The following is a 21,579-nucleotide window of genomic DNA, read 5'->3' on the forward strand; positions in this document are numbered from 1 at the left end:
CCGACCCGTCAGTGGCAGTCGGAGTACTTGACGTACCACTTGCCGTTGCCGTTGCCGAGAATGTAGTCGGCGATCCAGCGACCGTTGGAGAGCCGCACCCACAGGTACCCGTCCTCGCGGACGATGCTGCTCCAGTTGGCGGTGACGTGCGTGCCCCGGTGGTACTTGCCCACGACCTGGTGCTCGAGCCCCGCACCGTTCCGGACGTTCAGCGTCGAGACGACAACCGTCCCGTGGCACCAGCGAGCCCGCTGAGCCTTGTAGTACTGGAGCCGCGCGAGCGCGGCGGCATCGCCTTCGGCCCCCACGAAGATGGCCCCGGAGCCCTGCCCCTCTTCTTCACCCTGAGGCTGAGCCTGCTCCTGCCCCTCGGCCTCCTCGACGTCCTGCCCCTGAGCCTCCTCCTGCTGAGCCCCAGGCTGCTGGATCGACTCCTCCTGGCCCGGGTTCGGCGGCGGCTCCGTAGCCCCGGCGACCGCCCCGACGCTCAGCGCGCTCCCGGCCATGACGGCGGCGGCCACCCCGACACCGAGCTTCACCCCTACTTGCATGTCTTCCTCCAGGTTGGTCCGACCTACACAACCGGCATTACCCGGAGTCACAAAACCAACACCCAGAGTAACGAAAACTCTTCTTGAGTAACCACTCCCGAATAACTCCACCACCCCAAGCAAGCCCTAGAGGCCGAGCCCCCACCTGGAGAAGAGGCGCCGGGCCACCCAACGCCCTGGAGAGGCCAAGTCGCGACCCGCGCACCTACACGAACTTGAAGATGTCGTTCACGCGCTCAGCACCATCGCAAATCTCGGGCTTGAGCCAGTACCGGTAAACGGTTTCAGTGACCTCGCTGTTGGAGCACCCAACGAGCCCACTGATCTCCTCCACGAGAACGTCCCGCCCGCTCATGATGGCCAAGACTGTGTGCCGCAGCCCGCGTGACACCACTCGCCGACGTCGAGCCTCCCCACCCTAAGGACCACACGCAACCGCGGCAGACTGCTACACGGGTGCACGCCCCACCGTCCTCGTGACAGAAGACCGTGGCCCTGAGGTGAAGCGCGTCCACGGCCATGTTGGCCACGCCGAGACCGCGTCGCCTCAGCTTCGCCTTCGTCTCGCCTCTGCGCCGATCGGCGCACAGAACGTACACGGTCGCCTCGTCGGGATCGCCGTCACTCCACTCGGGAGTGCAGAGTCCCTCCGCACAGAGCCCCAAGAAGATCGCCAGGACGCCACACGCCCCGAACCTGTGGTCCGGCTTGCTCACCTCTTGGGCGAGCGCGCTCGCCTGCTTGAGGCTGAGCGAACGCAACTTACGCGCAGACCTGCCGTCCGGCGTGTCAAGTGTGTCCGTCCGATGAACGAAGCCGACGTTGCAGCGCGGTTGCGTGTCGGTCCTAAGGCCGTCCAGAGCTGGATCGCGGGGCGCGTGCCCTCCACGCCAGCGGAACCGGTTAGCGTCACTGGTCGGACGAGACGAGGCCGACCAGCGGCCGCACCTCGACATGCGAGCGTCCGAGCACAGCCGCGTTCGACAACGCACACGCCGTCCGAGGCACTGAGCATGGCGTGAACGGCAACTCCGTCGCGTGTCCGCACCGCACGGACGTGCATGGGCATGGGCGACTGCATGGCAGGCGATGATCCGGAACGCCTTTGGTCCACTATCGCGCGCTGCCGGAGGTGGACGGAGTTGCAGACGTCCTTGGAGAATTCTGAGCGCGTCCGGTCTGGGGTGTCCTTCGTGAGCTAGGCCGTGGCCTAGTGCCTGGAATTTGACACCTGAACCCGTCAAGCCCCTTGCGCATCTTCAAGTGGCTCGACAATCGGCTGCATGAGTTATCGACTCGGTGTCTGACCCTTGGCCTCTGCTGTGTGCCCCGTAGGGCCGAACTCCCTCGTCCACGCCGCTGGCTCGTTCCCGCCCTCCGCGGAGTTCTGCGCGGGCCTCGTGATGGGCCCAATGCGGGGCGGGAGGTGACGTCAGCCCGCCCGGCGGTTCAGGCTGCGAGTCTGCCCCCGCTCAAGCTCGCGTCCGTCCGGCTCGGCGGCTACAACGGTCTCACCACGATAAAGGGCTCCAGCCTGACTATTGTCTTTCATTGGGTGCTCTCTCGGTGCACCGAGTTGAATGATATTGATCAGAAATTTTGGCAAGCGGGTAGCCGATTGTGGACAGAATACATTGTTCGCACGTCCGGGATAGTGGCGGCCTCGCCATGGGCTGTGATAAGTAACCATCAGAACTCATGGTGCTTTGCCCATCTCATATCCAGGAGTATCGGATGTCACATTGGGTGCGAGGTCATTTCCGGGGCGGACGGTGGGTGAGGGGACATTGGGGGAGGAGTCCTGGTAGGCGGTTCAGAAGTGCTGAATACAACAATCATGGACCCGTTGGAATGAGGATTTTCGTCGTCGTCGCTGTTGTTATAGTGGGGATTGTAACTATCGGCTTTGGTGGTATGAAGCTTCTGAATAGGGGTGCGGGTAAGTCAAATCGTTCGGGCTGGCCCACCAACCCTCTGTCAACGGAGGCGCAAGCGGGATTCAAGCGGGCCGAGACCGCATTGAGAGCAAATAGCACGGCGAGTGCGGTTGTGATTCGGATGAGGCGGTCAGCTACGGGCCAGCTCCCTTCGCCACTCCTGCGCGCATGGGTCGTCCTCGCCGTGGGTGATGTGGCGCTTGGCGAGCATGAGGGCCGTGATGGCTGCGTTGTGGTCGAGTAGGTGAGGGTAGCTGGTGACGTGCGATCCGCAGTCGGTCGTGTGGCGGTGGCGATGACCTTGCCGGCTGTTGTGGCGGTCATCGTGGTTGCGGTGATTTCTACGGCCATGGGGGTGGCCTTCTCCCTGCTGAGGGGGGAGCCACGGGGGCCAATTTGGGGAGCCAACGCCAGTCGGTTTGGTTCGACGGCGCTGGACGGGCCCGGACTGGTCCCGTGGGCTCCTTCCCTTGTTTTCGCAGGTGAGCGGCTCTCTGGCCGACTTCCCCGGACGGTGCCGGACGGGGTGTGAATAAGGGTGGCTCAGCCCATCCCTAAGTGAGGGTTAAGGGGGGGCTGTGGGCGGGTGGGTGGGCTTAGCGTGGTGGGTGTCAGATCGGAGACACGGCGGAGGTGCACAGGCGGAGAGCAGAGCGAACGTCGGCTGAGGTTCCGACTGAGGTTCCTGATTGAGACAGGTTTCTGGCCCGCACGGCCCCGTCACCCCGCTCTGGGGCCGTGCGGGCCAGAGATCTTTGTGGGGGCGGTTCAGCGGGTGCGGAGGCCGTCGAAGAGGAGGGCCAGCATGCGGTCGGCGTAGGCGTTGGGGTCGGTGGTGCGTTCGGCGGCTACGCCTATGGCGTTGGTTATGCGGAGGAGATCGCGGGGGTCGATGGCGGTGCTGATGGCGCCTGCGTTCTGGGCGCGGTTGAGGAGGCGGCCCAGGGCGGCGCAGATTGTGGTTGCGGCGTTGCCTAGGCCGGTTTCCGCCCATTCTCCGGACATCGCTTCGATGATCACTGTGGAGGTGCCGCGGGGGGTCTCGGCGCCGGACAGGTAGGTGCGCAGCCAGCGGTCCAGGGCGACTTCCGCGTCGAAGGGCTCGGTGGCGAGGAGTTCGTCCGCGTGGGCCAGGAGGCCCTCGATGCGGTCGTGGAGGACGGCGTGTAGCAGCGCGTCTCTGGTGGGGAAGTGGCGGTACAACGTTCCCGAGCCGACTCCGGCGCGTTTGGCGATGTCGTCCAGGGACGCGCCCGTGCCGTGCTCCATGAAGGCGATGCGGGCCGTCGTGATCAGGCGCTCGTAGTTGCGGCGGGCGTCGGCCCGCATCGGCCTGGTGTCCATGGGCACCGTCCAGCGGTGTCGCGGATGACCTGGGTGTCTCCGTCTGCTTCTGGACGAGGGTGCCATCTTCGGGAAGGGAGCGCTACCCGGCCAGCGCATCGCGGGAGAGCCGGTCGGCCCTGCGCGTCGTCTCCGGCAGGCGGTACTCGGGTGCCAGGTCGAGAACGTTCCGGCAGGCGGTGTCGAGGTTGGTGCGGTGGCCGACGGAGACGAAGACCGGTTTCACGTTGTTCTGGGTTCTGAGTACGCGGCCGATGGTGGTGGTTCCTTCTAGGAGGGTGGGGAGCTCTCGGAACGCGAACAGGCTGGGGATGTAGGGGAAGGTGGGGGTGCCGATTTTGACTGATTTGTCGATTATCTCCAGGGTTTTTGTGTCCAGGACGACTGCCGCTGCGGCCACGCTGGTGGGTGCGTAGGAGACGTTGAGCCCTGCGACGGTGCGGGGGGTGGACGGGCCGGGGGCGTCCAAGATCAGCAATGGGCGGAGGCGGTACTGGATCGCCTCCGCCTCCTCGGGCGACGTCGGCCATGAATGAAGTTCATGCACCTTCATAGGGCGCACATTATCGGTAGAATGAGGTCAGCATGCCTCGTCAGAATGGATTTGTGTATGGGTTACCCTCAGCCTCCGTTACCTTCGAGGCCCTCGTTCTTCCGGCGGCCGGTGGTTCTGGTGATCGCGTCGGTGGTGGGTCTTGTTCTCGTCGGGTCGCTGATCGTGCTCGTCACGGACGGGTCGGGCGGGGGAGGGCCTGACTCGTTCGACGGCTCCATTGACCGTGGGCTGAAGGTCCGTACCGGGAAGGAGCTTGAGACGTACCTGCTCGCCGCGGGCGAGCTCACGGCGGGGCTGACCGTGAAGCCCGAGAGCGTGGAGAGCGATGGGACCTACACCGACAAGGAGAGCCCGATACCGGCGCTGACGCCCTGTGCGCCAGAGGAGACAGCGGAGCTGTCGCTTGAGTATCCGATCGCGCAGGCCGCGTTCAATCAGGGGACGGAGTGGCCGCTGTTCTCCGAAGTGCTCATGGTGTTCCCCAAGAAAATGGCGATCAAATTCATGAACGAGTATGAGAGCCAGTACGCGAAGTGCAAGGAATACAAGGTCGACGGTGAGCAGCGGGTGTCGGTGACCGTTGAGCGGGCGAATTTCGGTGACAGCAGCCTTCGCATGAAGGCGCACAATCTGGACTATGACCCCACGGATTCGACTTCCGGCTCTGATGCCGAGACGCTGCTCGTCCGGGTGGGTGGGACCATCGTCTTTATGTCGGTGAACTCGGCTGGGGGGTCCGTTCCGAGTGATGTTCTGGAGAAGCTCGCGTCGAAGGCCGTGGGCAAGATCGTGAATGGTGGCTGACGTAGGCTCGTGGTGATGAAGAGGTTGCTGATCGTTCATCACACGCCGTCGCCGTCCGTGCAGGGGATGTTGGAGGCGGTGCGGGCGGGCGCGTCCACTGATGAGATCGAGGGCGTGGAGGTGGTGACGCGTCCGGCGCTGACCGCCTCGGTTGTGGACGTCTTGGAGGCGGACGGCTATCTGCTCGGGTCGCCAGTCAACCTCGGGTACCTGTCCGGGGCGCTCAAGCACTTCTTCGACCAGATCTACTATCCGTGCCTGGAGGAGACCGTCCGGCGTCCGTTCGGGGCGTTCCTGCATGGCAACAATGACGCGACGGGTGCGCTGCGGGCCCTCGAATCCATCACCACCGGGTTGAGGTGGAAGGCCGTCCAGCCGACGGTGGCCGTGATGGGGGAGCCGTCCAAGGCCGACCTGGAGGCGTGCTGGGAGTTGGGCGCGGTCACGGCCGCGGAACTCTGAACCGTTGATCTTGGCGTGGTGGGCGGTAGCGTGCCGCCATGAGCGGATTCCGGCATGTGGTGTTGATCAAATGGGCCGAGGGGACGACGACCGGCCAGCAGGACGAGTTGGCGGCGCGGCTGGGTGAACTGCCCGCCGTGATCCCGGAGATCCGGGGGTACAGCCTCGGCGCCGACGTGGGTCTGTCGCCCGCCGCCCATGACTTCGCGATCATCGCGGACTTCGCCGATCAGGACGCCTACCTGGTCTATCGCGACCATCCGTCCCACCGGGAGGTGGTCGACCGGTACCTCACGCCGATCACCGCGGAGCGCACCGTCGTGCAGTACGAACCGTGAGCGTGCGCGGTCGCCGGGAACCGAGCAAGCGCTTGAGCCTGAACGTTTTTCGGGTTACGGTCGCCACAGACGCCCTCCGGGGACGGATCGCGCCCCGTCCTCGGGGGGCGGTATGTCGTGCGTCCCGCGAGGAACGGCCGTGATCCGCGTTGTGCTCGCCGACGACCAGTCGCTGGTCCGCGCCGGTTTCCGCTCGTTGCTGGCCCGCGGTGACGGCATCGAGGTCGTCGGCGAGGCCGAGCACGGTGGGGTCGCGGTCGAGTTGGCCCAGGCGCTGCGCCCGGACGTCGTCCTCATGGACATGCGGATGCCCGAGGTGGACGGGCTCGCCGCCACCCGCCGGATCGTGTCCGACCCCGCGTTGAAGGACGTGCGGGTCGTGGTGCTCAGCACCTACACCGACGACGACTACGTGTATCTGGCGTTGCGTGCGGGCGCGTCCGGGTTCCTGGTCAAGGACATCGAGCCGGACGACCTGCTGCGCGCTGTCCGGGTCGTCGCGGCCGGTGAGTCGCTGCTCGCGCCCGCCGTGACCCGGACGGTGATCGAGGGGTTCGTCGCGCGGCACCGTGAGCCGGACCGGCCGCCCGTCGCGCTCGGGACGCTGACCGCGCGGGAGCGGGAGGTCGTCCGGCTGGTCGGACGGGGCCTGTCCAACGGCGAGATCGCCGAACGGCTCCTGTTCAGCCCGCTCACCGCGAAGACGCACGTCAGCCGCGCCATGGGCAAGCTCGGGGCGCGCGACCGGGCGCAGCTCGTGGTGCTGGCCTACGAGTCGGGGCTGGTCATCCCCGGCTCCGCAGGCTCATGATCTCGTCGCGCAGCTCCTGCGGCGTCGGCGCCTCCAGCAGCCGCGGGCCGCTGCGCACCTGAACCATCGCCCACCACGACCCGGTCGCCTCGCCGTACCAGACCCGGACCCCGGGGAACTGCTCCTGCAAGCCGCGCGCGGTGGCCGCGCGCAGGGCTGCGGGCGTGGGCTCGCGACCGGCGGCACCTCGCTCAGCCGTCATCTCACGCTCCCCCCGCCTGCCGTTCCCCGCCCGCCGACACCATCGGCTCAGCGGTCTCTCCAGTAACAGCGTCCCCACGGGCCAAGGCGTCACCCCTAATCGGCAAGTTGTGACTAAGCACACTATGGGGGTTAGGGGACTCGCACCGTGGGATACCGCGCCGGATGTACTCCAATGGATGTATCCGGGGAGCTCGATGACACCGTCCGTGCGATGTGTCAGACCCCGCCTACCGGCAACGTTGGAACCACCAACGCCCCAGCTGAGGGGCGACTTGTCCGACGAAGGTGGTTTCCATGAGGTTGGCCAGGCTTGCCCGGCTCTGTTATCGGAGGCGGCGGTTGACATTGGTCAGCTGGCTCGTCGGCACGATCGTCGTGATGATCCTCGGCTTCGGCTTCGCGGCCGAACCGCTGAACGATTTCTCCGGTGGGGACTCGGGGTCGGCGAAAGCCTCCGACCTGCTGGAGCAGCACTTCCAGGACGAGAGCGGCGACTCGATCACGCTGGCGGTGCACGCCGACGCGGGCGTCCAGAACCCGCAGGTCAAGGCGCGGGTGGAGCGGGCCGTCGCCCGGCTCGCCGACACGCCGCACGTGGCGTCGGTGTCGTCGCCCTACCAGACGCCCGGTCAGATCTCGCAGGACGGGAAGACGGCGTTCGCGACCGGAAGCCTTGACGTCACGTCCGACGAGATGTCCAAGTCGGACGTGAACGCGCTCCTGGACGACGTCCGCTCGGACAACGGGCCCGTCGAGATCCAGCTCGGCGGCGCCGCCGTGGACGTCGCCGAGACGCCCGGCGGCGGCCCGTCGGAGGGCATCGGCGTGCTCGCGGCCATCGTCATCCTCCTGGTCGCGTTCGGGTCGGTGCTCGCGATGGGCCTGCCGATCCTGACCGCGCTGTTCGGCATCGGGTCCGGCCTCTCACTGATCATGCTGCTGGGGCACCCGCTGCCCGCGCCGTCGTTCAGCCCGATCGTCGCCGCGCTGATCGGGCTCGGCGTCGGCATCGACTACGCGCTGTTCATCGTGACCCGCTACCGCGAGGAGACGCACGCCGGGAACGACCCGGAGGAGGCGACCGTCACCGCCGTCGCCACCGCCGGACGCGCCGTGCTGTTCGCCGGGACCACCGTCGTGATCGCATTGATGGGCCTGTTCGTCATGCAGCAGAGCCTGCTCAACGCCGTCGCGGTCGCGGCGGGGGTCACCGTGCTGATGACGATGCTCGCGGCGGTGACGCTGCTGCCCGCGATGCTCGGTTTCACCGGACGTTCCATCGACCGGCTCCGCGTGCCCGGATTCGGCCGGACGCGGGGCCGTCCGCTGGCCGAACGGTGGGCCCGGACCGTCCAGGCCCACCCGGTCGTCGCGGGCCTGTGCGCGGCCGCCGTGCTGCTGGTGCTGGCCGTGCCCGCGCTGTCGATGCGGCTCAGCCTGCCCGACTCCAGCACCCAGCCGCACGACCACAGCGGGTACCGGGCGAGTCAGATCATGGCGAAGGGCTTCGGGCCCGGCGCCTCCGCGCCGCTGATCCTCGTCACCGAGGGGGGCACCGGCGCGGAGGCGGGACGGCTCGCCGCCGCCGTCCGGCAGACGCCCGGCGTCGCCGCCGTCCAGCCGCCGCGCACCAGTCAGGACGGCGCGGCGTCCGTCATCATCGCGTTCCCGACGACCGGCGCGCAGGACGAGGCGACACCGAAACTCGTCCACGAACTGCGCGACAACGTCATTCCGCGCGTCGAACGCGGCACCGACGCCCAGACCTACGTCGGCGGCCAGAACGCGGCCTCGATCGACTTCGCCGACGAGGTCAGCACCCGGCTGCCCTGGCTGATCGCCGTCGTCGTCGGGCTGTCGCTGCTCCTGCTTGTCGTGCTCGTCCGGTCGGTGACGGTGGCGTTGCAGGCCGCGCTGATGAACCTGCTGTCGATCGCCGCCGCGTACGGGGTGCTGACGGCCGTGGTCCAGTGGGGCTGGGCGGGGAGCCTGCTCGGGTTCCCGATGGACATGCCGGTCACGACCTGGGTGCCGCTGATGATGTTCCCGATCCTGTTCGGGCTGTCGATGGACTACGAGGTGTTCCTCGTCTCCCGCATCCGCGAGAACTACGAGACCGGCGTGCCGACCCGGGAGGCCGTCGCGCTCGGCCTGTCCCGCACCGCCCGCGTCATCACCGCCGCGGCCGCGATCATGGTGATGGTGTTCCTGTCGGTGCTGCTCGGCGCGGACGTCGCCGTCAAACAGATGGGGCTCGGCATGGGTATCGCGATCCTGATCGACGCGACGATCGTGCGGCTGGTGCTCGTCCCGGCGCTGATGGAATTGTTCGGCGAGGCGAACTGGTGGCTGCCACGGCCGCTGGCGCGGCTGCTGCCGTCCCGCACCGTGCACGCCGACCCGGACCGGGTGAGCGTCTAGCGCCGGTCGATCCCGTCGAAGATGACCCCGAGGTAGTGTCCGGCGAGGGCGTCGGCGTCGAGGCGCCCTCCCGGCCGGAACCAGCGGACCGCCGCCCAGACGGTGTCGCGGATCATCAAATACGTGATCTTCGGGTCGAGGTCGGCGCGGAAGAAGTCCTGCTCGCGGCCCGTGCTGAGGACGTCCACCCACATGCGTTCGACCTCGTCCTCGAACTTGGTCAGGTAGGCGAAGCGGTCCAGGCCCTTCAGGTAGTTCCAGTCCTTCTGGATGACCGTGATCGCGGCCCGGTGCCGTTCCAGGCTGCCGAACGCGACCCTGACCAGCCCGGCGAGGGCGTCGCGCGGGTTCGCGCCCTCGTCGAGAACCGTTCGGTAGGACGCCATGAGCTGGTCGAAGAAGCAGGACAGGATCTCGTCGGCGATCGACTCCTTGGAGTCGAAATGGTGGTAGAGGCTGCCGGAGAAGATGCCCGCCTCGGTGGCGATGTTGCGGACGGTCGTGGCCTGGAAGCCCTTCTCGGCGAACAACTCCCCGGCCAGCCGGACGAGATGCTCGCGCCGCTCCGACCGTGGCGCGGCGTGCCCCGCCCGGCCACCGCGATCAGCGCTCGTCGTCACCCCGCCATTATGCCGCGCCGTCCACCCGTCGTTCCGTTCTCCGCCGCCGCGCCGTCGGTGCCGCCGTCTAGGCTCGAAGGCATGTCCAATGTGATCGTTTTCGACCTGTACGGAGTGATCGCCCGCACCCAGACCCCCGAGGGGGTGCGGCGCATCGAGGACGTCGCGGGCGTCGGCGGCCCCCGATTCTGGGACGCCTACTGGTCGTGCCGTCCCCCCTACGACGCCGGACGGGAGAGCGCCCTGTACTGGGCGGACGTCGCGGGCGTCCTAGGCGCCGAGTTCTCCGACGTCCCCGCGCTGATCGAGGCCGATCTCGACAGTTGGACGGCGGTGGACGACACCATGGTCGACCTCGTTCACGAACTCGCCGACAAGGGCCGCACCCTCGGCCTCCTGTCGAACATCATCAGCGACCTCGTGCCCCGTTTCGAGGCCCGCCACGACGCATGGCTGTCCCGCTTCGACGCCCTCACCTACTCCTGCCGGATCGGCGTCGCCAAACCCGACCCCCGCGCCTACCAGATCTGCGCCGAACGCCTGGGCGTCGAACTCTCCGACGTGCTGTTCTTCGACGACAACGAACTCAACGTCCGCGCCGCCCGCGAAACCGGAATGCGCGCCGAACTCTTCACCTCACCCGACCAGATCCGCGCCATTCTCTGAACGCGGCCGGTCTGTGAACGCGGCCGGACGTCCGGTCAGGGTTTGCGGGCCACGCCGCCGAACGAGTCGATGGCCCGGGGCTTACCGACCTCGGGGAAGTCGGGCCGCCACAGCGGGGTCGAGACGACGCCGGGGTCGACCAGCTCCAGGCCCTCGAACAGCGCCTCGATGTACTCCGGGGTCCGGGCGTGGTACGGGACGGTCCCGGCCTCGGCGCACAGCCGGAGCGCCTCGCCCCGCGCGGTGGCCTCGGCGGGCGTCCACTCGGTCACGCCGAGGACGTTCGTCCCGTCGTTGATCGCCACATGGCTGCCGGACGGCAGCGCGGCGACCAGGCGGCGGACGATCCCGGGCGGGTCGTCCTCGTCCGCGACGTTGCCGACGATGCCGAGCAGCAGCAGCCCGACCGGTTCGGTGAAGTCGAGGACGGACGCGGCGCCCTCGATGATCGCATCCGGCGTGCGGATGTCCGCCTCGATGTAGGAGCAGACCCCGCCCGGAGCGCTGGACAGCAACGCGCGGGCATGCGCCACGACCAGCGGATCGTTGTCGACGTAGACGACCCGCGAGCCCTGGACGTCGCGCTGCGCCACCTCGTGCGTGTTGTCGACGCCGGGCAGCCCCGTCCCGATGTCGAGGAACTGCCGGACGCCCTGGCTCGTCATGAAGTGCACGACGCGTGCCAGGAACGCCCGCGAGTGCCGCGCCACGTCCGCGATCTCCGGATACACCGCCGCGATCTTGTCACCGATCTCGCGGTCGATCGGATAGGTGTCCTTGCCGCCCAGCCAGTGATTCCACAACCGCGCCTGATGCGGCCTCGCCGTGTCGATGTCCGCGACCGGCGACGTCCCGCGCTCCTCCGCCATGACGGCCCTCCCGAGGCTCGTGTCAAGGTGCCGCGAACAACCCTAAACCCGCCCATCGGCCTCGGCGCGATGTGGACGCAGGACGGTGGGCTAGGGGTGCGGGGGGAGTTCGTTGGCGGCCTCGGTCGCCTTGGTGAGGCGGTCGCGGAGGGTGCGGAGGAGTTCGTCGCTCTGGTCGGTCAGGCGTTCTATGGCGGGGAGCGCGAGGTCGTCGCGGACGGTGTCGGCGAGGAGTTCGTCGTACTCGTGGGCCTTCTCCGCGATGGCCTCCAGGTGGCGTTGGGCGCGCAGGACCTCGTCGGCCTCGCGGGCGCGGTCGGCGTAGCGTTCCAGGGCCTCGACGCGGCGGGTCACGGCCTCGACGGAGATGTCGAGTTTGGCGCGGAGCGGGCGCAGCGCCTGCTCCACCTCGGGGAGGACGGCGGCGCTCTCCAGCCCGGTGTGGTCGGCGCGTAGTTTCGACTGTTTCTCCAGGACCTGTGCGATCTCCCATTCCTGGCGCGGCAGCGTGACGGCGTTGTCGACCGCGTCCAGCAGGCCCTCGCGGTTGACCTCGGAGTCGCGGACGGCGTCGACCGCGGCCTGGACGCGCGCCAGCATCGCGCGGCCCTCGTCGTCGAGGTCCTCGGGGGTGAGGTAGCGGTCGCGGCGGCGTTCGAGTTCGCGGGCGCGGCGCAGGTCGAGGGACACCGACGGGGTGCCGAGCGCGACCAGCACCGCGAGCATGCCGAGGCCGAGCAGCCACAGCGAGCCGAGGAACGGGGAGCCGACCAGTCCGAGGCCGAGGACGGTCAGCGGCGTCAGCCACAGCAGCGGCTTGCGGCGCGCGACGATCGTGTCGAGTTCGGCGCGCAGCGCCGGGTCGGCGACCGGACGGGCCTCGGCGGGGGAGCCGTCCTCGGGGGCGCGGGGCGGCGCGATCCGCCGCCAGTACGTGGACACATGGGTCTCGAACGCGAAGTCGGTCCGCGCGATCTCGATCTCCGTGGGACCGGCGGGCAGCGGCCACGAGCCGACCGGGTCGCCCCCGCCCGGGCCGGTGAAGCGCACCCACCAGCCTCCCTTGCCGTCGTCGCACCGGTAGCGACCCGGGGCGACGTCGATCCCCACGAAGAACGTTCCGACTCCGGGTATGGAATCACTCCACGTGCCACTGGTCACCGGCGACCTCCGACCCGACTGCTCCGGCGTGCCCCCTCGCCGTCCCCGGCGAAGGCCCAGTCCGTTACAGGAAAGACGTCCAAGGGACGGCACAAGTTGCAGTACCCACATCCGTGCCCGGGAAGCCGCTTTGGAATACTCCACGGGTGCGACCCGACTACGACCCCCTTGACGATCCGCCGTGGGCGATGCAACTGGTGGTACGCGCCGAGAAGGCCGATCCGCCCGGCCACGGCGCGGTCTGCGAGGCGGCGGCGACCGCCGTGGTGCGGCTGCTGACCGACCCGCGGGCGGTGGAGCCGGACGGGGAGTGGCGCGAGGCCGTCCACGCATGGGAGTCGCGCCGTATCCGGAAGGTGACGCGGCGTGCGCGGGGCGTGCGGTGGCCGGAGGCGCAGGCGTTTCCCGGGGTGACCGTCGAGCACGCGGGCGCGCAGGTGCGGGCGTTCCCGCCGGGGCCGGTGGCGGACGTCCCGCCCGAGCTGGCAAAACTCCAGGTCGCCGGGCTCGATCTCGCGGACGCCGAGGTGCCCGCCCCGGAGCCGGAGCCGCCGTACGCGGCGATCGCGCTCAACCCGGACGTGACGATCACGACGGGCAAGGCCGCCGCCCAGTGCGGGCACGCGGCCCAGCTGTTGCTGCGGCAGGGACGGCGCAAGGACGTGACCGCCTGGGTGGAGGCGGGCGCCCCCGTCCACCTGGCGCGGGACGTGCCGTGGCGGCAGTGCGTGAAGAAGGCGACGGTGGCGGTCCGCGACGGCGGATTCACCGAGGTGCCGCCCGGCACGATGACCGCCATCGCCTGGATCGTGCGCAAGTAGATCGTGCGCGAGTAGGGGGCGCGCCGGGGCCGGTCAGCCCCGGCACGCCGCTCGGTCAGGGGAGGGTGACTGCGACCGGGGCGATGCCCGCCGCGCGGATGAGGGAGGGAAGCCTTCCCGCGAACGGATGATGGTCGGTCGGCAGCCCGCGCGGGTTGTCGATCACGTCGGCAAGGTCTGCCAACGTCAGCCGCGCTGTTCGGGGCGGGGCCGGGGGCCGGTTCGCAGGGCGGCGGCCCGGTTGATCGCCTGGAGCGCGAACTCCTGCGTCCTGGTGAGCCCGTTCGGGCCGCGCGGCGAGCCGGGCTCGACGTCCCGGCGGGGCGCGCCCGCGAGTTGGGCCTTCGCGCTCAGCCCGTACGACAGGAACAGCAGCGCCACGAACCCCGCCAGGTAGAGCAGGTGCTCGAACAGCCCTCCCCACCTGGTGGTGAACACGTCCAGGACGGCGAACATCGCGAACCCCGCCATCCAGCCCGCCATCGACGGTACGAACAGCAGGTCGCGGCGCAGCACGACGCCCGCCACGGCGGACAGGACGAGCGCCGCCTCGACCAGCTTGGCCAGCACGAGCACGGCCGTCACCGGGCCGGACCCGAAGTAGGCGTCGATCTCGTCGCGCCGGTCGTCCCACAGCGCGACCGCGCTCGCCAGGCCCGTCACGCCGTACGCGATGAGGAACACCCCGACGGCGTAGTGGAACCGGTGCCACGTCTGTGAGGCGCGTGTCCGCGGGCTCGGCGGGGGCCCGGCGGGTCCGGCGGCCTGTCCCGGTGGCGGGACGGCGCCCGCCGCGATGCCGAGGACCGGAGTGGCGTCCGGGTCGGCGGCAGGATCCGGGCCCAGCGTCATACTTCGCCCCCAAGGTCGCGTTCGGCTGCTAAGCGCAAGATATCCCGGACGAGGCGTCGCCCGCTGGCCCCGAGCCCACCTCGGGACGCCCGCGTCCCGGCTCGACACGCGCGCCGGAGGCCGGGATGAATGTTGAGGCGACGAACATTCGAGTCGCTCGCCTGGACGGTCGAACCGCGCGCCACCTCCCCATGCTCGCCGGGGCGCGTCCCGATTCCCCCGTGGTGATCTCGCGTTATGTGATTGTTACCGCACGCAACAAATTGGGCCGGTGGTGGGTCTGGCGTCACGGACGAAGCCGACATAAGTTGCGGGGCACAACATTTACGGCCCACCCCCTCGGCCGCGGCACGGCGGCCACCCCCAGAAAGGACCCGGGCGATGCGCAAGGGGATCCTCAGCCTGATGGCCCTCACCACGGCCGCCGCGGTCGGCCTCACCGCGTGCGGCGACGACTCCGGCGACTCCGGCGGCTCCGCGAACTCCGCGGCGGCCAAGGGCAAGGTCGGCGTCATCCTGCCCGACACCACCTCGTCCGTCCGCTACGAGAGCTTCGACCGGCCCTACCTGGAGCAGGCGTTCAAGGCGGCGGGCGTCGGCTACGACATCCAGAACGCCGAAGGGTCGGCGCAGCGGTTCCAGACGATCGCCGACCAGATGCTCACCAGCGGCGTCACCGTCTTGGTCGTGGACGGCCTGGACTCCAACTCGGCCGCCGCCGTCCAGCGCAAGGCCCAGGCGCAGGGCGTCAAGACCATCGACTACGACCGGCTGACCCTCGGCGGGGTGGCCGACTACTACGTGTCGTTCGACAACGTGAAAGTCGGCGAGGATCTCGGCAAGGGCTTGCAGAAATGCCTCGGTGACAAGAAGTCGAACATCGTCTACCTGAACGGCGCCCCCACCGACAACAACGCGACCCTGTTCTCGCAGGGCGCGCACAGCGTCCTCGACAAGGTGAGCGCGTACACGAAGGTCGCCGAACAGGCCGTCGAGAAATGGAAGGCCGACAAGGCCGCCACGCTCTTCGAGCAGATGTGGACCGAACAGCACGGCAAGATCGACGGCGTGGTCGCCGCCAACGACGCGCTCGGCAACACCGTGGTGTCCATCCTCAAGAAGAACCAGGAGGCGGGCAAGGTCGCCGTCACCGGACAGGACGCGTCGCTCCAGGGCCTCCAGAACATCCTGGACGGCACCCAGTGCATGACCGTCTACAAGCCCGTCAAGCAGGAGGCCGACGCCGTCGCCAAACTCGCCGTCGCCCTCATCAAGGGCCAGAAGGGCGAGACCAACGGCACCGTCAACGACCCGACCGGCAAGCGGGACGTCCCGTCGGTGCTGCTGACCCCGATCCCGGTCTACAAGGACAACGTCAAGAAGCCCGTCGACGACGGCTTCATCAAGACGGCCGACCTGTGCAAAGGCGCGTACGCCGCCAAGTGCAAGGACGCGGGCATCCAGTAGCGCACCCGTCCAACTGACACGCCAGAAGACGCGAAAGGAGACACGTGGCTGAGAACGGAGATCCCGTCCTCCGGGTGACCGGGCTCAACAAGAGCTTCGGTGCCGTCCATGTGCTGCACGACGTGGACTTCACGGTGCGGCTCGGTGAGGTGATGGCCCTCGTCGGTGACAACGGCGCGGGCAAGTCGACCCTGGTCAAGTGCGTCGCCGGGATCCACCCGTTCGACTCGGGACGGATCGAGTTCGACGGCCGCCAGGTCACGGTCGACGGCCCGCGCGCCGCCGCCGCGCTCGGCATCGAGGTCGTCTACCAGGACCTCGCGCTCGCCGACAACCTCGACATCGTCCAGAACATGTTCCTCGGCCGGGAGCGGCGCAGGGGGATCGTGCTGGACGAGCCGTCGATGGAGGAGGCGGCCCGCGAGACCCTGGCGCGGCTGTCGATCCGCACCGTGAAGTCCGTCCGGCAGCAGGTGGCGAGCCTGTCGGGCGGGCAGCGGCAGACGGTCGCGATCGCCAAGGCGGCACTGTGGGAGTCGAAGGTCGTGATCCTGGACGAGCCCACCGCCGCGCTCGGCGTCGCGCAGACCCAGCAGGTCCTCAACCTCGTCCGGCGGCTCGCCGACACCGGTCACGCGGTCGTGCTGATCTCGCACAACATGAACGACGTGTTCGCGGTGGCCGACCGCGTCACCGCGCTGTACCTCGGCCGGGTCGCGGCGGACGTGGCCCGCGCCGAGGTCACCCACGGTCAGGTCGTCGAGCTGATCACCTCCGGCCGTTCCGGCGATCTCGGCCTCGCGCCGCGGACCGCCGCCGAGAGCTTCTGAGGGAGGACGCCATGTCCACCGACATCCCGGGCGGCGAGAAGACCGCCCTGACGCTGGCGGAGGCGGACTTCGCGGCCGACCGGCGCACGCACGACATGGGCTCCGCGCTGCTGGACTACTGGCACCGGATCAAGGCGGGCGAGCTCGGCGCGCTGCCCGCCGTCCTCGGCCTGATCTCGCTGGTCGTGCTGTTCACCGCGCTGAAGCCCGACACGTTCCTCAGCAAGGGGAACATGGCGAACCTGTCGGTGCAGGCGCTGCCCATCACGATCCTCGCGATGGGGCTGGTGTTCGTCCTGCTTCTCGGCGAGATCGACCTGTCGGCGGGCGTGGCGAGCGGCCTGTGCGCGGCGGTGCTCGCCAAACTCATCACCGACGCCGACCAGCCCTGGTACGTCGCGGTCCTCAGCGGCGTCGCGATCGGCGTCGTCATCGGCACCGCCATCGGCTGGCTCGTGTCGGTGCTGCGCATCCCGTCGTTCGTCGTGACACTGGCGTTCTTCCTCGGGTTGCAGGGCGTCACGCTGAAGCTGATCGGCGAGGGCGGGACGGTGGCCGTCCGCGACGACGTCATCGTGGCGCTGTCGAACAAGAACATGCCGATCTGGCTCGGGTGGACGCTCGCCGCCCTCTGCGTCGCCGGGTACACCGCGACGCAACTGCTGCGGTGGCGGCGCCAGCGCGTCCGCGACCTGCACTCCAAGCCGCTCCAGTTCGTGCTCGCGCAGTGCGCCGTCGTCGCCGCGGCCCTGCTGATCAGCACCTATGTGCTCAGCCTCGACCGCGCGCCGAGCCCGCTGATCACCCTCGGCGGCATCCCGTGGGGCGTGCCGCTCGTCGGCGCGCTGCTGATCGTCTGCACGTTCGTCCTCGGCCGCACCGCCTACGGGCGGCACATCTACGCGGTCGGCGGCAACGCCGAGGCCGCCCGCCGCGCCGGGATCAACGTCGCCCGCATCCGGATCTCCGTCTTCATGATCGGGTCCGGGCTGGCCGCGGTCAGCGGGATCGTCGCGGCGTCCCGGCTGAACTCCGTCGCCACCGACGCGGGCGGCGGCAACACCCTGCTGTACGCGGTCGGCGCCGCCGTCATCGGCGGGACGAGCCTGTTCGGCGGGCGCGGCAAGGCCCGCGACGCCGTCCTCGGCGGGCTCGTCATCGCGCTCATCGACAACGGGCTCGGGCTGCTCGGCACCAGCGCCTACCTCAGCTACCTGATCACCGGACTGGTACTGCTGTTCGCCGCCAGCATCGACGCGCTGGCCCGGCGCCGCCGGTCGAACACGGGACGATGACGTCGGACGGCACCTTCGGCGAGCACGGTTCGTCCGGCGCGCCGTGGAACGCTGCTGATACGCTCACGGACCACGACCGCCTGGCGCGCGGCGGCGGTGTGGCACGGTGGGAGCCTCTCGGCATGTCAGTGACGCCAGCCCTGGATCTGCGCGGCATCGACAAGAGCTTCGGTTCCGTGCGGGTGCTGCACGACGTCGCGTTCCGCGCGTATCCCGGCGAGGTCACCGCGCTGGTCGGCGACAACGGCGCGGGCAAGACGACCCTGGTGCGCTGCATCGGCGGCGTCCATCCGCCGGACGCGGGCGAGTACCGCTTCGAGGGCAACCCGGTGCGGGTCTGCGGGCCCCGCGACGCCGCGCGGCTCGGCATCGAGATCGTCCACCAGGACCTCGCGCTCTGCGAGAACCTCGACATCGTGCAGAACCTCTTCCTCGGCCGGGAACGGCACCGCGGCCTCGCCCTCGACGAGGACACCATGGAAGAGATGGCCCGCACCGCGTTGTCGGGGCTGTCGGTCCGCACGATCGGCTCCGTCCGGCAGCGGATCTCGACGCTGTCGGGCGGGCAGCGGCAGACCGTCGCGATCGCCCGCGCCGTCCTGTGGGACAGCAAGGTCGTGGTCCTGGACGAGCCCGCCGCCGCGCTCGGCGTCGCGCAGACCCAGCAGGTGCTGGAGACCGTCCGGCGGCTCGCCGACCGGGGGCTGGCCGTCGTGCTCGTCTCGCACAACATGAACGACGTGTTCGCCGTGTCCGACCGGATCTCCGTGCTGTACCTCGGCCGGATGGTCGCCCAGGTGCGGACCGCCGACGTCACCCACCGGCAGGTCGTGGAGCTGATCACCGCGGGGACCGGCGAGGCGCTGGGGCAGCGCCGATGATGAAGGGCGGCCCGTCACAGGAGGAGATCCGGCGCCACAACCTCGGGACGCTGCTGCGCTTCGTCCATCTGCGGGGACCCGCGTCCCGGGCGACGCTCGCCGAGTCCCTCGGCCTCAACCGCAGCACGATCATGGCGCTGACCACGGATCTCACCACCGCCGGGCTGGTCCGCGAGGAACTGCCGCGCGGCCCGGGACGCCGGGCCGGACGGCCGTCACTGGTCGTGCGGCCCGAGTCGACCCGGGTGTACGTGCTGGCGTTCGAGATCGGCGTCGACCGGCTCGTCGTCGCCCGCGTCGGACTCGGCGGGGTCGTGCTGGACCGCCGCGAGGGCGTCAGGTCCCGCGACGCCGACGCCGCCGACCTGCTCGGCGTGCTCGTCGCCGGGGCCCGCTCCCTCATCCGCAAGGCCGAGCGGGACGCCGTGTGCGTCGGCGCCGCCGTCGGGTTCCCCGGCGTCGTCCGCCGCTCCGACGACACCATCATGATCGGCCCCAACATCGACGTCGGCGACCTGCGGATCGGCGACGCGCTGGCCCGCCGTCTCGGCCTCGGCATCCCCGTCTCCGTCTGCAACGACGCCAACCTCGGCGCCCTCGCCGAACACGAGCGCGGCGCGGGCGTCAACTGCGACGACCTCATCTACCTGCACGGCGACGTCGGCGTCGGCGGCGGCATCATCGCGCGCGGGCGGCTGCTCGGCGGCGACGAGGGCTACGCGGGCGAGATCGGCCACATGATCGTCAACCCGGGCGGGCGGCCCTGCGCCTGCGGCTCGAAGGGCTGCCTGGAGGCGGAGGTGGGGGAGCGGACGCTGCTCGCCCTCGCGGGCCGGGAGGAGGTGCCGGGGCGACCCGGGCGCGACGCCGTCCGTGACGTCGTGGCGTCCGCCGACGCGGGCGACATCGCCGCGCGGGAGGCGCTGCAGCGCGTCGGCACCTGGCTCGGGTTCGGCGTCGCCAACCTCGTCAACATCTTCAACCCGGGGCTCGTCGTCTTCGGGGGGACGCTCCGCGACATCTACCTCGGCGCCGCCGCGCAGGTCCGCAGCGTCCTGGCGACCGGGGCTCTCGCCGCTCCCCGCGACAAGGTCAAGCTCCGCACCGCCGCGCTCGGCGACGACACGACCCTGGTCGGCGCCGCCGAGTTCGCGTTCGCCGAGGTGCTCGCCGACCCTGTCCAGGTCCTGGCCCGCCTGAAGGCGCCCGAAGACAGCCCCGTCTAGGACGGCCGGTCGGCGACCAGGTCCTCCGGCGGGGTTCAGAGCTTTCGGGTGGGGTTCAGGGTCTTCGGGTGGGGTTCACGGCATCGGACTCGGCGGGCGTGTCCGGAAGCGGCCGCTCCTCCTCGTCCTCCCCGGCCTCCTGCTGTTCGTATTCGGTGATGCCGAGGCCGTCCCTGCTCTGCTCGGGCTCCTCGATGTCGAGTTCCTCGGGGGGATCGGTGACGTACTCGTCGGTCAGGGCGATCTGCTCGTCCTGCGTGTTGTCGCCCATGTCGTCGATGTCGTCGCGGAAGTCCCTGGACTCACCGGGCTCGCGCGCTCTCATGGCGTCCTCCCTTGTTTATTGGGGGGGCGACCCCCCATTCCCCCCGGCTGCGCGGCACGGGTCTCCTCACTCCGCTAGCGCTCCGTTGCGGGGACGCGGCGCGCCGGGTATTCCCGCTGCGCTCGCTGGCGCTCGCTCCACGGGAATACCCGTGACCCTGTGGCGAGGGTTCAAACTGGTGGCTGGGGTTCGAACTGGTGGCTGGGGTTCGAACTGGTGGCTGGGGTTCGAACTGGTGGCTGGGGTTCGAACTGGTGGCTGGGGTTCGAACTGGTGGCTGGGGTTCGAACTGGTGGCTGGGGTTCGAACCGGTGGCTGGGTTCGAACCGGTGGCTGGGTTCAGACCGGTGGGCTGGGGTTCGAAACGGGTGGCTGGGGTTCAAGCTCTGGGTCGGTTCCTGTGGTTACGATCCGAATCATGGGCGTACAAGCTGTGATCTTCGACTGGGGCGGGACGCTGACCCCGTGGCACGACATCGAACTGGCCGACATGTGGCGGGCGATCTGCACCGCGCACCTTCCCCCGGACGGCGTCGAGAAGGCCGCGGTCGCGCTCGCCGACGCCGAGCTTCGGCTGTGGCGCCGGGGTGACGAGGAGCAGCGCAGCGCCACCCTCGCCGAACTGTTCGAGCTGGCCGGGGTCGAGCCCACCGAGGCGATCCTCGCCAGCCACTACGAGACGTGGACGCCGCACACCCACACCCACCCCGCCGTCCCCGGCCTGTTCCACGCCCTACGCGACCGGGGCATCAGGATCGGCGTGCTGTCCAACACCATCTGGTCGCGCGACCTGCACGAACGCATCTTCGCCCGCGACGACGTCCTGCACCTGCTCGACGGCGCCGTCTACTCCAGCGAGATCCCCTGGACCAAGCCGCACGCCGAGGCGTTCCGCGCGGCCATGGACGCCGTCGGCGCCACCGACCCCGCCGCCTGCGTCTTCGTCGGCGACCGCCCGTACGACGACATCCACGGCGCCAAGGGGGCGGGGCTGCGCGCCGTCCAGATCCGGCACCAGACCACCCACGCCTTCGAACGTCCCGGGCTCACGCCCCCCGACGCCCTCATCCACGACCTGACGGAGCTGCTTCCGCACATCGAACGATGGCACGCTCCATGATCACGATGGCACGCTCCA

General features: G+C 69.5%; 22 protein-coding genes. 13 read left to right on the forward strand and 9 right to left on the reverse strand.

Translation table 11 applies throughout. From position 1 onward, the window contains the following. Nucleotides 1–8: 8 nt before the first annotated feature. From ABD808_RS10300 to ABD808_RS10310, 3 genes are all read right to left on the reverse strand, one after another. Complete coding sequence (locus tag ABD808_RS10300; RefSeq protein ID WP_344893541.1) at nt 9–551, reverse strand: hypothetical protein; 543 nt, start codon at nt 549–551, stop codon at nt 9–11. A gap of 2,705 nt (nt 552–3,256) precedes the next feature. Then, a complete protein-coding gene (locus ABD808_RS10305; RefSeq protein WP_344893544.1) occupies nt 3,257–3,832 on the reverse strand; it encodes a TetR/AcrR family transcriptional regulator in 576 nt (191 codons plus the stop codon). A gap of 82 nt (nt 3,833–3,914) precedes the next feature. Beyond that, complete coding sequence (locus tag ABD808_RS10310; RefSeq protein WP_344893547.1) at nt 3,915–4,385, reverse strand: endonuclease V; 471 nt, start codon at nt 4,383–4,385, stop codon at nt 3,915–3,917. A gap of 120 nt (nt 4,386–4,505) precedes the next feature. Here ABD808_RS10310 and ABD808_RS10315 point away from each other — a divergent pair, with 120 nt between their 5' ends. The 4 genes from ABD808_RS10315 to ABD808_RS10330 all read left to right on the forward strand — a co-directional run bounded on the left by ABD808_RS10315 (nt 4,506) and on the right by ABD808_RS10330 (nt 6,803). Beyond that, entirely contained in the window at nt 4,506–5,192 is a 687-nt protein-coding gene (locus ABD808_RS10315) for a hypothetical protein (protein WP_344893550.1), read from the forward strand. A 15-nt stretch (nt 5,193–5,207) separates the two neighbouring features. Then, the gene (locus ABD808_RS10320) at nt 5,208–5,654 is read left to right on the forward strand and encodes a flavodoxin family protein (protein WP_344893553.1); all 447 of its coding nucleotides are present in this window, start codon (nt 5,208–5,210) and stop codon (nt 5,652–5,654) included. A 38-nt stretch (nt 5,655–5,692) separates the two neighbouring features. Next, the gene (locus ABD808_RS10325; RefSeq protein ID WP_344893556.1) at nt 5,693–5,992 is read left to right on the forward strand and encodes a Dabb family protein; all 300 of its coding nucleotides are present in this window, start codon (nt 5,693–5,695) and stop codon (nt 5,990–5,992) included. A gap of 139 nt (nt 5,993–6,131) precedes the next feature. After that, nucleotides 6,132–6,803 carry a response regulator gene (locus tag ABD808_RS10330; RefSeq protein WP_344893559.1) on the forward strand — a complete coding sequence of 224 codons (672 nt, stop codon included), beginning with the start codon at nt 6,132–6,134 and terminating at the stop codon, nt 6,801–6,803. On the opposite strand, the gene ABD808_RS10335 is transcribed toward ABD808_RS10330, so the two are convergent. After that, nucleotides 6,778–7,005, reverse strand: a complete 228-nt coding sequence (locus tag ABD808_RS10335; protein ID WP_344893563.1) for a hypothetical protein — start codon at nt 7,003–7,005, stop codon at nt 6,778–6,780. The genes ABD808_RS10330 and ABD808_RS10335 overlap by 26 nt on opposite strands. A 341-nt stretch (nt 7,006–7,346) precedes the next feature. Between ABD808_RS10335 and ABD808_RS10340 the strand changes: the two genes are divergently transcribed. Further along, a complete protein-coding gene (locus ABD808_RS10340; RefSeq protein WP_344893566.1) occupies nt 7,347–9,428 on the forward strand; it encodes an MMPL family transporter in 2,082 nt (693 codons plus the stop codon). Here ABD808_RS10340 and ABD808_RS10345 read toward each other — a convergent pair. After that, nucleotides 9,425–10,048, reverse strand: a complete 624-nt coding sequence (locus ABD808_RS10345) for a TetR/AcrR family transcriptional regulator (protein ID WP_344893569.1) — start codon at nt 10,046–10,048, stop codon at nt 9,425–9,427. The two genes, ABD808_RS10340 and ABD808_RS10345, sit on opposite strands and share 4 nt — an antisense overlap. Before the next feature lie 81 nt (nt 10,049–10,129). Here ABD808_RS10345 and ABD808_RS10350 point away from each other — a divergent pair, with 81 nt between their 5' ends. Then, nucleotides 10,130–10,714 carry an HAD family hydrolase gene (locus ABD808_RS10350; protein WP_344893572.1) on the forward strand — a complete coding sequence of 195 codons (585 nt, stop codon included), beginning with the start codon at nt 10,130–10,132 and terminating at the stop codon, nt 10,712–10,714. A 35-nt stretch (nt 10,715–10,749) separates the two neighbouring features. Here ABD808_RS10350 and ABD808_RS10355 read toward each other — a convergent pair whose 3' ends face one another. Together ABD808_RS10355 and ABD808_RS10360 are read right to left on the reverse strand one after the other, a co-directional pair. Continuing rightward, nucleotides 10,750–11,583, reverse strand: coding sequence for an SAM-dependent methyltransferase (locus ABD808_RS10355; protein WP_344893575.1), 834 nt, complete (start codon nt 11,581–11,583; stop codon nt 10,750–10,752). A 90-nt stretch (nt 11,584–11,673) separates the two neighbouring features. Further along, complete coding sequence (locus ABD808_RS10360) at nt 11,674–12,744, reverse strand: Rv1352/Rv1906c domain-containing protein (protein WP_344893578.1); 1,071 nt, start codon at nt 12,742–12,744, stop codon at nt 11,674–11,676. A 146-nt stretch (nt 12,745–12,890) separates the two neighbouring features. On the opposite strand from ABD808_RS10360, the gene ABD808_RS10365 reads away from it, so the two are divergent. Beyond that, on the forward strand, nt 12,891–13,565 hold the full coding sequence (locus ABD808_RS10365; protein WP_344893582.1) for a hypothetical protein: 675 nt from the start codon (nt 12,891–12,893) through the stop codon (nt 13,563–13,565). 186 nt (nt 13,566–13,751) lie between these two features. On the opposite strand, the gene ABD808_RS10370 is transcribed toward ABD808_RS10365, so the two are convergent. Beyond that, entirely contained in the window at nt 13,752–14,417 is a 666-nt protein-coding gene (locus ABD808_RS10370) for a hypothetical protein (RefSeq protein WP_344893585.1), read from the reverse strand. 381 nt (nt 14,418–14,798) lie between these two features. Between ABD808_RS10370 and ABD808_RS10375 the strand changes: the two genes are divergently transcribed. The 5 genes from ABD808_RS10375 to ABD808_RS10395 all read left to right on the forward strand — a co-directional run bounded on the left by ABD808_RS10375 (nt 14,799) and on the right by ABD808_RS10395 (nt 20,116). Continuing rightward, a complete protein-coding gene (locus ABD808_RS10375) occupies nt 14,799–15,884 on the forward strand; it encodes a sugar ABC transporter substrate-binding protein (RefSeq protein WP_344893588.1) in 1,086 nt (361 codons plus the stop codon). A 44-nt stretch (nt 15,885–15,928) separates the two neighbouring features. Next, nucleotides 15,929–16,714 (forward strand): ATP-binding cassette domain-containing protein, encoded by a 786-nt coding sequence (locus ABD808_RS10380; RefSeq protein ID WP_344893591.1) that lies wholly within the window; start codon nt 15,929–15,931, stop codon nt 16,712–16,714. An 11-nt stretch (nt 16,715–16,725) separates the two neighbouring features. Continuing rightward, entirely contained in the window at nt 16,726–18,009 is a 1,284-nt protein-coding gene (locus tag ABD808_RS10385; protein ID WP_344893594.1) for a sugar ABC transporter permease, read from the forward strand. Between the two features lie 122 nt (nt 18,010–18,131). After that, entirely contained in the window at nt 18,132–18,890 is a 759-nt protein-coding gene (locus ABD808_RS10390; protein WP_344893596.1) for an ATP-binding cassette domain-containing protein, read from the forward strand. Next, complete coding sequence (locus tag ABD808_RS10395; RefSeq protein WP_344895355.1) at nt 18,890–20,116, forward strand: ROK family transcriptional regulator; 1,227 nt, start codon at nt 18,890–18,892, stop codon at nt 20,114–20,116. The genes ABD808_RS10390 and ABD808_RS10395 overlap by 1 nt, the downstream gene beginning before the upstream one ends. 55 nt (nt 20,117–20,171) lie before the next feature. Here ABD808_RS10395 and ABD808_RS10400 read toward each other — a convergent pair whose 3' ends face one another. After that, nucleotides 20,172–20,441 (reverse strand): hypothetical protein, encoded by a 270-nt coding sequence (locus ABD808_RS10400; RefSeq protein WP_344893599.1) that lies wholly within the window; start codon nt 20,439–20,441, stop codon nt 20,172–20,174. Between the two features lie 418 nt (nt 20,442–20,859). Here ABD808_RS10400 and ABD808_RS10405 point away from each other — a divergent pair, with 418 nt between their 5' ends. Continuing rightward, complete coding sequence (locus ABD808_RS10405) at nt 20,860–21,561, forward strand: HAD family hydrolase (protein WP_344893602.1); 702 nt, start codon at nt 20,860–20,862, stop codon at nt 21,559–21,561. Nucleotides 21,562–21,579 lie beyond the last annotated feature (18 nt).

It is taken from the genome of Actinomadura meridiana (genome assembly GCF_039537545.1).
GTDB classification, from domain to species: domain Bacteria; phylum Actinomycetota; class Actinomycetes; order Streptosporangiales; family Streptosporangiaceae; genus Spirillospora; species Spirillospora meridiana.

What these genes read in the sequence shown, in the direction of transcription:
- ABD808_RS10350 (WP_344893572.1), top strand. Translation starts at nt 10,130, where the DNA reads ATGTCCAATGTGATCGTTTTCGACCTGTACGGAGTGATCGCCCGCACC.
- ABD808_RS10320 (WP_344893553.1), top strand. Translation starts at nt 5,208, where the DNA reads ATGAAGAGGTTGCTGATCGTTCATCACACGCCGTCGCCGTCCGTGCAG.
- ABD808_RS10390 (WP_344893596.1), top strand. Translation starts at nt 18,132, where the DNA reads ATGTCAGTGACGCCAGCCCTGGATCTGCGCGGCATCGACAAGAGCTTC.
- ABD808_RS10310 (WP_344893547.1), bottom strand. Translation starts at nt 4,385, where the DNA reads ATGAAGGTGCATGAACTTCATTCATGGCCGACGTCGCCCGAGGAGGCG.
- ABD808_RS10305 (WP_344893544.1), bottom strand. Translation starts at nt 3,832, where the DNA reads ATGGACACCAGGCCGATGCGGGCCGACGCCCGCCGCAACTACGAGCGC.
- ABD808_RS10355 (WP_344893575.1), bottom strand. Translation starts at nt 11,583, where the DNA reads ATGGCGGAGGAGCGCGGGACGTCGCCGGTCGCGGACATCGACACGGCG.
- ABD808_RS10325 (WP_344893556.1), top strand. Translation starts at nt 5,693, where the DNA reads ATGAGCGGATTCCGGCATGTGGTGTTGATCAAATGGGCCGAGGGGACG.
- ABD808_RS10400 (WP_344893599.1), bottom strand. Translation starts at nt 20,441, where the DNA reads ATGAGAGCGCGCGAGCCCGGTGAGTCCAGGGACTTCCGCGACGACATC.
- ABD808_RS10405 (WP_344893602.1), top strand. Translation starts at nt 20,860, where the DNA reads ATGGGCGTACAAGCTGTGATCTTCGACTGGGGCGGGACGCTGACCCCG.
- ABD808_RS10385 (WP_344893594.1), top strand. Translation starts at nt 16,726, where the DNA reads ATGTCCACCGACATCCCGGGCGGCGAGAAGACCGCCCTGACGCTGGCG.
- ABD808_RS10370 (WP_344893585.1), bottom strand. Translation starts at nt 14,417, where the DNA reads ATGACGCTGGGCCCGGATCCTGCCGCCGACCCGGACGCCACTCCGGTC.
- ABD808_RS10300 (WP_344893541.1), bottom strand. Translation starts at nt 551, where the DNA reads ATGCAAGTAGGGGTGAAGCTCGGTGTCGGGGTGGCCGCCGCCGTCATG.
- ABD808_RS10395 (WP_344895355.1), top strand. Translation starts at nt 18,890, where the DNA reads ATGAAGGGCGGCCCGTCACAGGAGGAGATCCGGCGCCACAACCTCGGG.
- ABD808_RS10375 (WP_344893588.1), top strand. Translation starts at nt 14,799, where the DNA reads ATGCGCAAGGGGATCCTCAGCCTGATGGCCCTCACCACGGCCGCCGCG.
- ABD808_RS10335 (WP_344893563.1), bottom strand. Translation starts at nt 7,005, where the DNA reads ATGACGGCTGAGCGAGGTGCCGCCGGTCGCGAGCCCACGCCCGCAGCC.